The sequence below is a fragment of the Nitrospiraceae bacterium genome (genome assembly GCA_035623075.1).
Classification (GTDB): domain Bacteria; phylum Nitrospirota; class Nitrospiria; order Nitrospirales; family Nitrospiraceae; genus DASPUC01.
On the sequence record DASPUC010000005.1, the window covers coordinates 92,775 to 107,500 of the forward strand.

At 56.4% G+C, this 14,726-nt stretch carries 16 protein-coding genes; 6 read left to right on the forward strand and 10 right to left on the reverse strand.

Annotated elements, in window-relative coordinates:
• The first annotated feature begins 3 nt into the window (after positions 1 to 3).
• Both VEI50_01645 and VEI50_01650 read left to right on the forward strand, forming a co-directional pair.
• A complete protein-coding gene (locus tag VEI50_01645) occupies positions 4 to 1,731 on the forward strand; it encodes a proline--tRNA ligase (GenBank protein ID HXX73816.1) in 1,728 nt (575 codons plus the stop codon).
• 192 nt (positions 1,732 to 1,923) lie between these two features.
• Positions 1,924 to 4,230, forward strand: coding sequence for a GspE/PulE family protein (locus VEI50_01650; GenBank protein ID HXX73817.1), 2,307 nt, complete (start codon positions 1,924 to 1,926; stop codon positions 4,228 to 4,230).
• Positions 4,231 to 4,333: 103 nt separating this feature from the next.
• Here the strand turns inward: VEI50_01650 and VEI50_01655 are convergent, their stop codons facing one another.
• A complete protein-coding gene (locus tag VEI50_01655; GenBank protein HXX73818.1) occupies positions 4,334 to 4,690 on the reverse strand; it encodes a PilZ domain-containing protein in 357 nt (118 codons plus the stop codon).
• 343 nt (positions 4,691 to 5,033) lie between these two features.
• Between VEI50_01655 and VEI50_01660 the strand changes: the two genes are divergently transcribed.
• Positions 5,034 to 5,795 carry a DUF3365 domain-containing protein gene (locus tag VEI50_01660; protein ID HXX73819.1) on the forward strand — a complete coding sequence of 254 codons (762 nt, stop codon included), beginning with the start codon at positions 5,034 to 5,036 and terminating at the stop codon, positions 5,793 to 5,795.
• Here the strand turns inward: VEI50_01660 and VEI50_01665 are convergent.
• A complete protein-coding gene (locus VEI50_01665) occupies positions 5,789 to 6,190 on the reverse strand; it encodes a PilZ domain-containing protein (protein HXX73820.1) in 402 nt (133 codons plus the stop codon). The two genes, VEI50_01660 and VEI50_01665, sit on opposite strands and share 7 nt — an antisense overlap.
• A gap of 357 nt (positions 6,191 to 6,547) precedes the next feature.
• Between VEI50_01665 and VEI50_01670 the strand changes: the two genes are divergently transcribed.
• Complete coding sequence (locus VEI50_01670; protein HXX73821.1) at positions 6,548 to 7,462, forward strand: acyl-CoA desaturase; 915 nt, start codon at positions 6,548 to 6,550, stop codon at positions 7,460 to 7,462.
• A gap of 4 nt (positions 7,463 to 7,466) precedes the next feature.
• On the opposite strand, the gene VEI50_01675 is transcribed toward VEI50_01670, so the two are convergent.
• Positions 7,467 to 7,604 (reverse strand): hypothetical protein, encoded by a 138-nt coding sequence (locus VEI50_01675; protein ID HXX73822.1) that lies wholly within the window; start codon positions 7,602 to 7,604, stop codon positions 7,467 to 7,469.
• Between the two features lie 241 nt (positions 7,605 to 7,845).
• On the opposite strand from VEI50_01675, the gene VEI50_01680 reads away from it, so the two are divergent.
• On the forward strand, positions 7,846 to 8,799 hold the full coding sequence (locus VEI50_01680) for a hypothetical protein (protein HXX73823.1): 954 nt from the start codon (positions 7,846 to 7,848) through the stop codon (positions 8,797 to 8,799).
• 49 nt (positions 8,800 to 8,848) lie between these two features.
• The gene (locus VEI50_01685) at positions 8,849 to 9,028 is read left to right on the forward strand and encodes a hypothetical protein (GenBank protein HXX73824.1); all 180 of its coding nucleotides are present in this window, start codon (positions 8,849 to 8,851) and stop codon (positions 9,026 to 9,028) included.
• 509 nt (positions 9,029 to 9,537) lie between these two features.
• Here the strand turns inward: VEI50_01685 and VEI50_01690 are convergent.
• From VEI50_01690 to VEI50_01720, 7 genes are all read right to left on the reverse strand, one after another.
• Positions 9,538 to 9,786 (reverse strand): hypothetical protein, encoded by a 249-nt coding sequence (locus VEI50_01690; protein ID HXX73825.1) that lies wholly within the window; start codon positions 9,784 to 9,786, stop codon positions 9,538 to 9,540.
• 80 nt (positions 9,787 to 9,866) lie between these two features.
• Complete coding sequence (locus tag VEI50_01695) at positions 9,867 to 11,216, reverse strand: FAD-dependent oxidoreductase (protein ID HXX73826.1); 1,350 nt, start codon at positions 11,214 to 11,216, stop codon at positions 9,867 to 9,869.
• Positions 11,217 to 11,274: 58 nt separating this feature from the next.
• Positions 11,275 to 11,454, reverse strand: coding sequence for a hypothetical protein (locus tag VEI50_01700; protein ID HXX73827.1), 180 nt, complete (start codon positions 11,452 to 11,454; stop codon positions 11,275 to 11,277).
• A gap of 23 nt (positions 11,455 to 11,477) precedes the next feature.
• Positions 11,478 to 12,536: an NAD(P)-dependent alcohol dehydrogenase gene (locus VEI50_01705; GenBank protein ID HXX73828.1), complete on the reverse strand. Its 1,059-nt coding sequence runs from the start codon at positions 12,534 to 12,536 to the stop codon at positions 11,478 to 11,480.
• Positions 12,537 to 12,788: 252 nt separating this feature from the next.
• Entirely contained in the window at positions 12,789 to 13,310 is a 522-nt protein-coding gene (locus VEI50_01710) for a hypothetical protein (GenBank protein HXX73829.1), read from the reverse strand.
• Between the two features lie 58 nt (positions 13,311 to 13,368).
• Positions 13,369 to 13,995, reverse strand: coding sequence for an ATP-binding protein (locus VEI50_01715; protein HXX73830.1), 627 nt, complete (start codon positions 13,993 to 13,995; stop codon positions 13,369 to 13,371).
• On the reverse strand, positions 13,992 to 14,180 hold the full coding sequence (locus VEI50_01720) for a hypothetical protein (GenBank protein HXX73831.1): 189 nt from the start codon (positions 14,178 to 14,180) through the stop codon (positions 13,992 to 13,994). Before VEI50_01720 ends, VEI50_01715 begins: the two co-directional genes overlap by 4 nt.
• Positions 14,181 to 14,726: the final 546 nt, after the last annotated feature.

Sequence of the window (14,726 nt, forward strand, 5' to 3'; positions counted from 1 at the left end):
CTGATGCGAGCCTCTCAACTCCTCATTCCCACCCTCCGGGAAGATCCCGGTGAAGCGGAAACCGTGAGTCATCGGCTCATGCTCCGCGCCGGCCTCATTCGTAAGGTGGCAGCTGGCATCTACACCTATCTGCCGCTCGGTCTTCGGGTGATCCGGAAGGTCGAGCAGATCATCCGGGAGGAGATGAATCGGGCGGGCGCGCAAGAATTGCTGATGCCGGTGGCTTCACCGGCTGAACTCTGGAAAGAAACCGGGCGGTGGAACTTTTACGGGAAAGAACTGATCCGGTTCAAAGACCGGCATGAACGCGATTTTTGTCTAGGTCCGACTCACGAAGAGATTATCACCGACCTCTTTCGACGCGAAGTCCGCTCCTACCGACAACTCCCCATGAATTTCTATCAAATTCAGACGAAGTTCCGGGATGAGATCCGCCCCCGGTTCGGCCTGATGCGCGGACGCGAATTCATCATGAAGGACGCCTATAGCTTCGACAGAGACGAGGCGGGCGCCCGACTCAGTTATCAGAAAATGTACGACGCGTACTGCCGTATCTTTACCCGCTGCGGCTTGAAGTTCCGTCCCGTCGAAGCCGACACGGGCCTGATTGGTGGGACATCATCCCATGAGTTCATGGTGCTGGCCGAGACAGGGGAAGAAACCATTGTCTACAGCGACACCGGCACCTACGCAGCCAACGTGGAACGGGCCGAGGTCCTTCCGCCGGTCGAAATGGACACCAGCCCCTTGCGTCCGCTGCAATCCGTCTCTACGCCTGGATGTCGCACGGTCGAAGAGGTGACGGCATTTCTGAAAATTACTCCGCAACAACTGGTGAAGACACTCCTCTACTCGACCGGAAAGGAAACGGTTGCGGTGCTGATTCGAGGAGATCACGAAGCAAACGAGATTAAAATCAAGCGACTCTTGGGCGTGTCCGAACTGGAACTTGCCAGCGCGACGACGATTGAGCAGGTCACTGGGGCGCCCGTTGGTTTTGCCGGACCAGTGGGTTTAAGCGACGTGCGGGTGATCGCCGATCATGCCGTCAAGGCGTTGCGCAATTTCGTTGTCGGCGGCAATCGGAACGACACCCATTACCTGAACGCCAATTGGGGACGCGATTTTTCAGCCGAACAATTCGCTGATTTACGGAATGCCCGCTCTGGCGACCCGTCACCTCGGAAAGACGGTACCCTCAAAGCGACGAGAGGCATCGAGGTCGGACACGTATTCATGCTCGGGACCAAGTACAGCCAAGCGATGCAGGCGTCCTACCTAGATCCCAAGGGGCAAGAGACTCTGACGGTCATGGGCTGTTACGGCATCGGGGTCGGGAGAACGGCAGCCGCGGCGATCGAACAAAATCATGACGACAAGGGAATCATTTGGCCCTTTCCCATTGCTCCGATCCATGTGCACCTCCTCACCCTCAGTCAGTCGGCGACGACGATTGAAGCGGCCACTCGTCTCTATCAGGAGTTGCCCGAGGCAGGGTTTGAAGTCCTCTGGGACGACCGTGACGAACGAGCCGGTGTCAAATTCAATGATGCCGATCTTCTCGGCGCACCCTTCCAGATTGTCATCGGCGATAAGGGTCTTGCCGATGGCTTGATCGAGCTTAAATCCCGGAAAGATAGCGTCAAAGTCAAGCACCCGCCTGCCCAGATACTCAGCCACCTTCTTGATCTGAAGTCGACCGTTGTCCCAACACTCAACCAGGCCTTGTAGGTTTTTAGGATAGAAACCTCAGACAGGGTCAGCCTGAAAACGCCTTTCGCTTGCCTTCCGCCCGGTATCAGCTAGACTGACAATCAACCTTCTCGAACAGGGAAATCCATTCAGAAATGTACTCCCCAAGGAGTCAGAGAAGCGCCTCGCAGTCAGCGGCCCTGAGGATTTCATAGAATGCACGCCAAGCCCATGCCTCAAAACATGCAGGAGCTCCAGCAGAAGGTCGAATTCGCAGAACACGTTAAGCGCATCACGAACCAAATCCATGCCGCCAGCGATTTAGACCAAATTCTGCTCGACCTGCATAAAGATATTCTCAGTCTGTTCGATGCGGAAGATCTGACTCTGTTCGCCTTCGACTCAGAAAAGAAAGAGATTTTCTCAAAGGTCCCGCATATCGATACCGTCGAGGAAGTTCGTATTCCCATCACCGAGCAAAGCCTCGCGGGATTTTGCGCCAAATACCTCCGTCCGGTTAATATTCTCGATGCCTACAACGTTGCAGAATTACAGGGCATTCATCCCTCGCTTATTCACGACACCTCCTACGACAAGCGAACCGGATTCAGGACCAAACAGGTCCTGACATATCCGATCGTTGCTGACAACAAATACTTGATGGGGGTCCTGCAGCTGCTTAACAAGAAAAGCGGCGGGCGGTTCACCAGAAAGGACGAAGAGTCCGTCGCAGAAATAGCCAAGGCGCTCGGCATTGCCTTCTTTAATCTGAAAAAGATCACGAAAAAGAACCCCACGAAATTTGATCTGCTCGTCACGAACAACCGCATCACGCAAAATGAACTCGACCATGCCGTTGCCGAAGCACGCAAAAGCATTTCCTCCGACCTGGAAACCATCCTGATCGAGAAGTACAAAGTGCCGAAAGTCGACATCGGGAAATCCTTGGCTCAGTTCCACAAGTGTCCCTATATAGAATACAGTGATCGAACCATCGTCGATGTCGAACTGCTCAAGAATCTCAACGTCGACTACCTCAAGAAAAACCACTGGATGCCCCTCAAACGGGACCGCACCGCAATCGAGATCCTGACAGATGACCCCGGCGATCTGGATCGGGTGGCGGACATCAAGCGAACGTTTCCTGGTCTCAACATCCGGTTCGCCGTCAGCCTTCGCCGCGATATCATCCAATTTCTCAATACCGCCACCGGTCAGGGTGACGCCGGGGGACGAAAATTGGATGAAAATGTGTCCGACATCCTCGGCGAGTTGACCAGCGAAGCTCAAGCTGAGGCCATGGAAGAGGCTTCGGCAGGCGGCGGGCTTGATGAAAACGACAGTGCAATCGTGCGGCTGGGGAACCAAATCATCGCCGACGCTTATCGGCAGGGGGCGTCAGACATTCACGTCGAGCCCTATGGGGACAAGCGGGAAACGCTGGTTCGCTTCCGGGTGGACGGCGACTGTTTCGAGTACATGAAGATTCCGCAGAGCTACCGCCGCGCCATCGTCTCGCGATTAAAGATCATGGCCAATCTCGACATCGCGGAACGGCGCAAACCCCAAGACGGCAAGATCAAATTCAAATTGGGCGGCGACCGGGAAATCGAGTTGCGCGTCGCGACGATTCCGACCGCCGGCTATAACGAAGACGTCGTGATGCGTATCCTGGCAGCCAGTGAACCTTTGCCATTGGAAAAGATGGGATTCTCCGATCGGAATTTGAAAATCCTCAGACAGATTGCCGAGAAACCGTACGGGATTATTCTCTGCGTAGGTCCGACGGGATCAGGAAAAACTACCACCCTCCATTCTGTACTCGGTTCTATCAACACGCCTGACATCAAGATCTGGACTGCCGAAGATCCGGTCGAAATCACTCAATATGGGCTCCGTCAGGTCCAAGTTCAGCCAAAGATCAGTTTCACGTTCGCTGCAGCCATGCGCGCCTTCCTCCGTGCTGATCCTGATGTGATCATGGTTGGTGAGATGCGGGATAAAGAGACAGCCGACATCGGCATCGAAGCCTCACTCACTGGGCACTTAGTCTTGAGCACTCTCCACACCAACAGCGCGGTGGAGACGGTAACCCGGCTGCTCGACATGGGCTGCGACTCCTTCAGTTTTGCCGATGCAATGCTCGGCGTGCTCGCCCAGCGTCTATCCCGACGGGTCTGCAAGGACTGCAAGGAGCAATACGTCGGCAGCAAGGAAGAATACGAAGAACTGCGGCAGGGCTACGGTCCCGAATACTGGGACAAACTTGGTATCAAGCAAGACAATTCGTTCCGCTTGGCGCGCGGAAAGGGCTGCGAGACCTGCAACCGTTCAGGGTACAAGGGCCGGGTCGCGTTGCATGAACTCTTAGAGGGGACCGATCGGATGAAGAAGCTGGTCCAATCCAAGGCCCGGACGGAAGAGATCCTGAAGGTCGCGCTGGAAGAAGGCATGACGACTCTCGTTCAGGACGGCATCCTAAAGGTGCTTCAGGGCCACACGACCTACAAGGAAGTGAAAGCCGTCGCGATCAAGTAACCCCCCCCCACAGGAAATCCTTTACAGGCCGTTCCCCATCGGGCTGAGGATGGCGTGCACCTGTGCAGCACAATCCTCCGATGACAATACGCTTTCGGTATGGCTATGCTGTGAGCTGGGTGGAAGAGGTCTGCGTAAGGTATTTACGGAGTCGCGTTTCCGCAGTGCGGGATAGGATTGCGAATTCCAACCCAAAGGTTTGGTCATTCCCCCATCGGACAGTCGCATCGGCATTCATGGTCGAAATTTGATTGGGCAGCCGCAGACTGACAGCCAGCTGATCACCCGGTGTCATGGTGACAGCGCTCATCACTCTCGCACCCTTTAGGGATACATCCAGAACCACACCGAGGCCCTCGCGATCAGCAGAAAGCCAGCGGACTAATCCAGTCCTTGAAAACACACAGACAAATGGGGCGAGGATGCGCAAACGCGGATGTTGTCGCAGTTCACTCTGCATAGGTTCGTGAGTAGATCGCATTTCCCATTACCAGATGTATCAGCCCTGTACCATACGCTAGCTTCATCAGTTCACGAACATATTTTCGAAAAGTTGTCACCGGCTGCTGCCAATCCCGTCACCGCTACCCTTGGCACGAGCCGAACTTGCGAGGGTGCCGAAAGATACCCCCTGTCCGCCTTCCCGTGCGCAGGGTCTGTCGGTTCCTTGATATACTGACCGATTGTGGTGGTACCCCCCCTTAGGGGAGTAGAAATTTCTGAGATTGGAGGCCATGATATGCGGCGCTGTCCGGGCAAACAGCATTATCCGATCCGTGTCGAACCTGAATGGGAGGACAATAATGTGGAGGAGACGTTCGGTTGTCATCACCTTGTCCCTAGCGATCGTCTATGGGGGGCTTGCTCCAACCGTATCCAGTTCGGACACAGAAAGTGAGAGCATTGAAACCGGCCGCCTCATCGCCATCCTCTTGGACTCTGGTCGAACCACCATCGCTCTGAACCAGTCTCTGATTAATGACAAAACCCGAGGCGACAAAGGCTTTACCCCTGACGTGTTCGAACGGCAATTGTTCGCAGTCTATCGCGAGCGAACCGGGATTGATCTCGCCTCCCTGGCGCAGGCCGAGATACCAGAAATGGCGAAACCCCTCTTGAAGCGGTTGGTGGAGGAGAGCAAAAAAACCCTCGCCTCCTACCAAACCGTCATTAATTTAGAGGGGCTCGCGTACAAAGGACTCATCCCAGCCACGTTTGGCACCGAAACCGCGGGACGATTTCAAGTGTGGTCCGGCATCTATCTTAAACAGACCGCACCAACTCACCTCCTGCGCAACCCCAAGAATAAACCGGATGAGTACGAACTCCGAGCACTGGAACGAATAACAAACTCCGGTCCCCCCCCGCAAAATGACGCGACCATCAGCGAGACGATCGATCACGAGAAAACGGTTCGTGTCATTCTCCCTTTGTACTATAGCAAGGCGTGCCTCAGCTGCCACGGGGAACCAAAGGGCGAACGCGATATCACCGGCTATCCTCGAGAGGGAGGACGAGAGGGAGAGCTAGGTGGAGCGATCAGCGTCAAACTACCTCTTCAATAACGCCGAGCCTCGGACAAGAGCGACATCTGGGAAGCCGAGGCAAGGTACTTTCGCAGACGGCTCTGGGTTACGGGAGACAGTCTCCTGAAGGCCAGACCGTAAAAGCTATCTTTCGTCCACTGGACGGTCGCCACAGCAATTTCGGCCGAGGCAATCTGCTTCGGGAGGCGGAGACTCAGGGCCACCTCCTCTCCAGGTTTGATCGCAGCTTCGGTGCTTACCCGCACCCCTCGGAGCGAGAGATCATAAACGACACCGAGGTCAATGCTTGGTCGTGCAAACCACCGTCGTGAAACCACTCGTGACAGCGCACAGACAAATGGCGTGGAAATGCGGACGCGAGGATGTCGGCGGAAATAGTTGAGCGTGCTTGACCGAACTGACGTCCCGTCCATCGCTTGGCCTCGTGGTAGTCATACTCTACACGACGACCGTCACCTGAGAAATCAATTCTGCCGTTTTTGCGCGACAGCGGCCCTCCCAGACAAAGATTCGTCTTCATTTTCTGATGCCATCAGTTCCCATCGTAATAAGACTCACAAAGATGCTTTTGGGGCTTGTTCTCATAGGAATACCAGGTATAATGGTCCTCGGAGTGCCCACAGCCCGACGCTATACTAATAGAGAGTGACGGCATTGCTGCTGGCCAAGGAAAGCACCGCGCGACCACGAAATCCGACATTCCCTCACCGATGACGTCTCGCACACATCCGGTAAGTGAACGGATAGACCCATCGCTAGGAGACAATTCCGTGTCTCAGTCCAATATCCCAACGCTCACGTACACAGATGTTGCCCGCGCGGTCATACGACGCCACCACAAAGGATGGACAGTTCTCTTGTTTGCGTCCGTCGTGCTCAGCGCCGTCGTGGGTGTGCCGCTCTACGGCTATCTCTATCACTACACGTGGCTTGACTGGTCGTTGTTCGGGCTGCTCTATCTCGTGAGCGGCCTCGGAATCACGGTCGGCTACCACCGTCTCATGGCCCATCGCAGCTTTGACTGCCCGAACTGGGTGAAAGCCGCCCTTTTAATCGCCGGAGCCTGGGCACTGCAAAATTCCGCCATTAAGTGGACTGCTGATCATGTCCGCCACCATGTACACTGCGACGATGAGAAAGACCCCTATAATGCACAATTGGGCTTTTGGCATAGTCACTGCGGGTGGCTTTTGACCCCGGACCTCCACGCTGATACGAAATATGCCTCGCGCGTGGCAATTGACCCGGTTGCCATCTGGCAGCACCGGAACTACGCGGTCCTGGTACTCAGTGGGCTCGCTGGGACGTTTGTGATCGGGTTTCTGTATAACGGCATCATGGGGGGAATCGGGTGCTTTCTCCTCGCCGGCGTCGGTCGCACGTTCGCAGTGCTCAATTCGACATTCTGCATCAACTCCATCTGTCATCTGTGGGGACACCAACCGCATAGTACTGCGGATTCCAGTCGTGACAGTTGGTGGGTCTCACTGATCACGTTCGGCGAGGGGTACCATAACTACCACCACGCCTATCCAACGGACTATCGAAACGGCCCGCGCTGGTATGACTTCGACCCTTCCAAATGGGTGATCCGAGCACTCTACTCACTCGGCCTGGCGAATGATCTGCGCACCGCCAATTTCGCTGCGACAACCTCCGTCAGGCAGTCCCCGTCTACTCTCTAGCCCACTAATCAGGCGCAGCCGCCACCGAGAATGTTTCTCCAAGCCGATGATTCGCCTCGCCGTGCGCCCCCTTGACCAGGGTTTCTATCGAGGCGTAGAGTGAACTCACGTCAACAACCGCCTCGCTCGGAGGTGAGGCCATGGTCCTCCGTGGAGAACAGATCCAACGGTGTGGGCCTGGCAAGTGTAAGCCTCTCTCCCATTACCCTTTTATCAAGCACAGAGCCGAGTTGCATCCGGACAGTGTTCGCACTTTCCCATGGTCAGATCTGTGCGCGCCAAGCTGTCTTTCATTGCCCGAACTCGTTTCATGCGGCCTAAACGTGGGCTCGCACGGCACACGCCCTACTGACCAGCTGTCCTTGGATTGAAAGGAGGTCGTTATGTCGTACCGCTACAATGCCACCGACATCATCGTAGGTGTCGGAACGTCTGCGATCGTATTCGGAGCGCTGCTGTTTTTTCTCGTCGCCAATGGAACCATCGAAGCCGCGCTCCCGCAACCTACCCCCATGGAGTCCTCCACCACAATTGAGGCAGGGATGACTTGGCTCCAGCCGGCCGTCGGCCAAGCCATTGTCGAGCAAGCACTCTATGAACGGCGCGGCAATCAGGCAATGGCAGAAGCCGCTTCTGAATGGAACCGCGCGACCTTGGCTCACCACGAGTTCCAATCTCTGTCAGGGGACCCCTTCGGCGCTGTGATGCACCGGGCTATGACAGTTCCTGCTGAACATCAGGCTCGTGTTCAAGGTGTCCTGGGACGGACCATTGTGAACTTTACTCAACGTGGTATTCGGAATGGGGCACTTTCAGCCGATCAGTACCTATCAGATTTCAACACCAGTATGATTCGTGCGACAGAAGCCAGAGGGCAGGAACTTGACCGGGATTTTTCCTCGAATTGGCAGGCAATCCTAGGTCGTGACATTGTGTGGGCGTTCCAGAGCTACACCAGTCGGGCTGACGGCATCCAAGAGCGATTGGGGGCGGCGTTGCTGCACGTGATACAAGCCCGACAATCGCTGGAAGAAGGCATGGCTGTCCAGCAACCTCAGATGGGGAGCTTAGTGGTGGCAGCCATTCGAACCGAAGATTTGATAGGGCGCTTGACCCTGCTCGAGGCAATCGAGTCACTACCTGAAACTGCCCCGGTGCCCTCTACCAAGCAGGCGTCCTGGCCGGAGATGCCGATCGGATTCCTGATCGCAGCCGGTTTCATGCTCGTGGTCGTCTTTTTCGGAGGGCTTTCGATGACAGCTCGAAGCCGAGAAGCAAAGGACGTTGCCACGATGCAGCGCCATTCAACCAAGTGGGTATATCGCATGGCAGCGTGAATGAATACGAATCAACAAGGCCGAGGACGGGTATCGCCGAGAGGAGCGCATGTCATTGGGATATTGGGGAATCGTGACGGGGCTCGTGGCATTGGTGGCGACCCTCTTCATCTGTTTGGAGTTGGTATACTCCGACTCCAAGACATCTCCCGACACATCGCCGCCTTTAAAGGACCGACCAGGTGAGATGTCGAGAGGGAACGCCACCGACCGTCGGCTGGCGGCGTAAGAATCGCCAGTCCCGGCACGATACGGGGTTGATGTAATAGGAGGAGCCTATGGTCGAGATCATCGGTCTCGCAATGACCGGTGCGCTCGTTTGGTTGTTGGTCTCGGTCATGGCCGGAGAGAGCAATGCGGCACGGCGACGGATCGAGTCGATTCACAAGACCACTTAGCCCGTCGAAGCCGACCTGAAGCCTGCACAGCGAGCAGCCTAAGAAACGACCAGCAAGGCAAGTTCCCGGCAAGATAGGCCTACCCCATGCAAGTGGAGGCAGCGCGTGAGACGAGCGCGCATACCTCTGTGATATTCCGACATATGCCAATGCGACGGCAAGCACGAGGGCACCGAGAGCCATCGTATGACCATCCGTGTCGCCTCTGCCTGCGCAACCTGCAGGACCAGAAGCAACTGCACGAGCACTGCCTGAAGATTTTTGCCAGGTGTACGGTGTCTCGCCCCCAACAGCCCACGATAAAAATACAAACCACACACGAAACCGTTGCCAAAAGGCCCTATTGCCCTGCTTCTTTGACCTTGTCAGCCGTCCGTTCTGCGTTTTTCTCCAGCGTCCCTTCCACTCCTCGAGCCTCGTCCATCGGCGTCTTGATGGCGTCGACGGCCTGCTGTGCCGCTCGATCCACGGTTGACGTTGGCTGAGGAGGCTGGGCTTTTTCAGCGGGAGTCTCCCGTTGGCACCCAAGCATTCCGGCAATGAGAACCAGATAGACGAGTAGAAGGACATGAGACGATCGTGTAGTCATAAGCACCTCCCTTGCACACGGCTCCATCCGTATATTGCCACAAGCACCACGACATGATTCAGGTACCTCAGGACAGTAGCCTATCCCGATTTCTTCACTGGCTCACGGCTCAGCGCCTGGATCTCGGCTGCAACCCGCAATCCACTTTCCACCGCTCCGTTCATGTATCCTTGCCATTGCAGGCTGGTCTGTTCACCGGCGAAGAGAATACGTCCACAAGGCCGAGCCAGCCACGCGCGTAGCGTCGGATCAAACCTTGGCCCGAAGACTGCGTAGCCTCCCTGCACCCAGGGATTTTTCTCCCACGTGACGGAACGCATCGCGACCAAATTCCTTCGCCGCTTGCCGAGCCAGTCGAGCGCTCGCACGAGACCCGCCGTCCCGGAACCCGATAGAAGCCTACGAGTAGCCTCACTCGTTGTGCCTCCGGCCATGAGGCATAAAATCCCTGCCCTCCCCTTCTGCTGTTCGTTCGCATCCCATACAGCACCGATCGGCAGGTTCGTGCCATAGGCTAATCGCTGATTCGGTTTTTTCCAGAAGCGGCGATCAAACTGCAGCAGCGTTTTGGTCACCGGTCCGTAGGCTAATGTCGAGATGGCAGCAGCCTGTTCACGAGGCAAGGGGGGACGGATATCCAGCATCCGTACCCTCGTGGCCGGCAGCGCGAGAACGAGAAAGTCGGATCGGAGCCATGTTTCGTGATCGCCGGAACGGAAACGCACACGAACTGTGGTGTTCGACTGGGATACCGCCAGCGCTTCATGCCGAAGCAGAAGCCGGTCGCACAGGATCGAGGCGAGTGCTTCTGGCAGCCGATCGTTTCCACCAGCGATCCGATACATGCCTCCCTTTCCAGGACTGCCGGATGCCACCTGATCAACCAAACTGAGCAACGACAGGTTGCCCGGGTCGGCCAGAAAAAAACCACGCAGCCCAACGAGCATCTCGCGCACTTCCGCCGGCAACGACGTCCCTTGCATCCAGTCGGCCACGGACATGGAACCCAATTCCTTCGCAACCGCTCCATCCCATCGCTGCTCGCTCAGCCGGTAGGCGCGAATCAGGGGAGCCAGATGATGCGTCAGCCTTTTCCAAATGCCACCTCCTGGGGCAGCTCGCCGGACCTTCCCATCGGACGACAGCACAAAGGAAAAACCTGCACGTAACACGGGAACGAGCTTCAGATTGAAATTGTGAACCAATCGACAAACCTCTTCGTGCGCTTCGTCGATAAAATCGGCGCCCGCTTCGGCATGCTGTCCTTCGACAAACCCGTCCCTGATCGTCAAGACCCTTCCGCCGACCCGGCCCTGCCCTTCCAGCACCGTCACGGCTGCACCCTGCCTCTGCAGCTCCACGGCTGCCGTCAACCCGGCCAGACCAGCTCCGACCACGACGACGGACTTCCCACGGAGCGATCGAGTCATGGCCTCAGCTTAACAGGTGGCGAAAGACTCGCACTAGATGTGGCGTGGAAAACCGATCTCAATGACATGTATGCCGGAAGTTGTCGCGATGCAGTTTCGGCATGTCGGCACAGGCATTTTCCCCTGCTAAGCGATCACCGACCATACCGAGGGACCGACTAGTCGGCGACAGAAACACTTGTGTCACGAACGCCACGCACTGGCTCTCGTCAGCCACTGCCGTTGAAACCAGTAGCATGCCCTTACTGTCTCCACTCTCGGTTAGTGAGATTTGAGAGAAGCTATGTCGATAGAGAAGCGGTATTTCACATCGGACTTGAGCAGTCTATCGTAGGCTTCGTTGACCTTCTGGATGGGAATAACTTCGACATCGGCAGTGATGTTGTGTTTGCCGCAAAAGTCGAGCATTTCCTGGGTTTCTGGGATCCCACCGATGGGTGAGCCGGAGAGGCTGCGACGTTTGGACAGAAGGCTGAAGGCAGCGACGGGAAGAGGGTGCTCAGGCGCGCCCACGAGCGTGATGTTGCCGTCGCGACCAAGCAGGTTGATATAGGCGTTGATGTCGTGCTCGGCGGAAACGGCATCGAGGATGAAGTCAAAACTGTCGGTTTGCTTCTTCATCTCGCTGGCATCGCGGGACACCACGATTTCGTGCGCACCAAGGCGGAGCGCGTCTTCCTTCTTGTTCGGTGACGTCGTGAAGACCACGACGTGGGCTCCGAGCGCTCGAGCGAACTTGACCCCCATGTGGCCCAGCCCGCCAAGCCCGACCACGCCGACTTTCTTGCCTTTGGTGACGCCCCAGTGGCGCATCGGCGAATACGTCGTGATCCCGGCGCAAAGCAGCGGCGCGACCCCGGCCAGGTTGAGATTGGAGGGGACTCGCAGCACGAAGCGTTCATCGACCACGATGCTGTCGGAGTAGCCACCGTAGGTGACGCGGCCGAGGTGTTTGTCCGGGGAGTTGTAGGTGAGCGTCAGATTCGGACAGAACTGCTCAAGGCCGGCCTGGCACTCGCGGCAGGTGCGATCGGAATCGACCACGCAGCCGACCGCGGCGAGGTCTCCTGGCTTGAACTTCTTGATTGAAGAGCCGACCCTCGTCACACGGCCGACGATCTCATGGCCTGGGACGCAGGGGTAGACCGTTGGCATGACGCTCTTCCACTCATTGCGGACCTGATGGAGATCGGAGTGGCAGATGCCGCAGAAGAGGATCTCGATCTGTACGTCGTGTTCGGTCGGATCACGCCTCGTGATCGTCGTGGGCGCCATCGATGAGGTCGCACTGGCAGCGGAGTAAGCCTTCGCGTTGTACATGGATGTATGCTCCTCTATGCGATAGGTGAGTATCATCGCCCACCGGAGAGGATAATTCTCGCTTTAGCTGTCCGGCGAGTCAATGGCACCGCGCGAATATTCGGCATCTACCTTTCCCTCGATCTTCACCTCCATCCTCAGCGACAGCTTGATCCAGCCCCCGAGAACTACGACAGGCCGGTCCCTTCTTTATGCTGCTTGCCCACCAAGACAACTATAACGACCTCTAACTGACTTCTATGAGTCACGACGCTATCCGGCGTTCCTCGGACTCGACAACTCGCGTACGAGCACATTGAGATCCTGACTCATGAGGTCGATATGGGCGGCGAGCAAGTCCAGCATCGCCGCTCGCGCGCGCAATTCTTCAACCGTATAGGACCCGCCTGGACTGAAGAGCAGCGCGAGACGCCTCTGTTCGTCTTTCGACCCTGGCTCTCCCAAACGGCCGGTTCTGCGCCATTCAGACACCACCGCTTCCCGCAACGAATTGGGCAAGGGAGGGTCACTGGGTGAATTTAAATATCGCCACACCGAGTCGGGAAAGAGCGTGGATTGTGGTGGCGCGCTCCACACCTCCTGCAGCAGATTCCGGCGATGCCGGAAGTCATGACGGGTTTCATAGAACATCGCCGCCGACCCAAACGCGGTTTCCAACACACCGCCGGCGATGGCGCCGGCAGCAGCCGCGGTATCTTGGTTCGCGAGGTTGAGCGCACCGGAGAGTATGCCGACCAAGGCCCCGCCGAGAATGGCAAAAATCGTAAGTTGCATGATCCTTCTGTCTCGTTGCTCTTCGAGGTGATCCCCGAGTTGGTCAGCCCGTTCTCGTTCACACTTTCTTCAAGGGGTCGGCAGCTTCCAGATAGCCGGTAATTTCCTTTTGTAACCCTTTCGCCTCTTTGAGCCGTTCCTCCAAGGTGGGAACAAATCTGCTCAGTACGGTTAGGCCAAGCATATCGCTAATGATTTCGCTGATGTCGCTGTCTTTGCCCGTGATGAACCCAAGCCGATGATCCTGCAAGACAACGCCGCAACCTTCCAAGCCGCCAGGCTTCACCCTCAACTCCTCAACGATGCGTGCCTGAGCATCCTGCCCGCTGAGGATTTTGCTGTCCACTTCCAGAGTCAGTTCCGTGTCGAGATCAGCCCGTGCGCCTCGGTATAAGCGTTTGACCGTCATACAACGGCCAGCGTCGTCGACCAAGTCGATCTGGCAAAACTGTTCGGCATCCGTCCCAGCATGCTTATTCGACATGCGGAAGGATTGGCGACTGATACGAGGAAGATTCGGGATATTGCCTGTCAGCCCCCACAACAGGGCCATTGTCAATGACGTCTTGCCTGTGTGATTCGGGGCTTCGATGACTTGGATTCCTGGTTGAAAGCGCTGCTCCCTGAGCCCCTGAAACCCGAGAAGGTTTTTTAGCTGCAACTTCTGCAGATGCCACGCACTCATTTTGCCCCCTCCTTCTTCAATGCCTCGAATCGGGCTCTCACGCCGGAGAGCTTTTCCAGGAGAGTCATGTCAACTGCTCTGGCTGGATCGTCTCCGCCAGATTCGTAAGCTCGTTGAATGTCCCTTACTAATTGCGCGGCAGTCTTTGGCAGCGTCTCACTTATTTTCTTCCATTCGATTCCCATTTGTATCCTCCCGAGAAATCTGGCGGGCAGTCGTGGCGGGATGATAGCATCAAGACCAGCATAGGTCATGCATAGTGGGGACAAGCTACTTTCCTAAACCGCGCGTGTCAACTCTAAGACTCGCTTGCTTAGCCAGTCTGCTGCAATAGAGACTAGCCACTGCCCTCCTCACTCGGCGCCGCTATTGCTTAATCAGGTCCTGGCTCGCGCAGTTCCGTTCAAGCGTAGCTTCCAACGGAATGAGTACCACACTCTCCTCTAACGCTGCCTTGTAAGTCCAAATGCCCGATTGTGGAAAGATCAGATAGCCGCAACCATTTCCCGGATGTCGGTGTGCCGTGGTTGAGCGCACCTCACACCGTGGCGCGGGGACCCACCGAGACTCGGTCGGGTAGGAAAGCTGGAACTGACCGAAGCACTGCGATCGCAGGATCGCAGCTGAAGGAATTCCAGAAGGCTTCCGCCCGCCGAGTCCGAAAGGGTCGCTCCGAAAGGTGTGGGAGCAGCTGAGCCTCGTCACACCGGCATCTCAATCAGAAAAGAAAA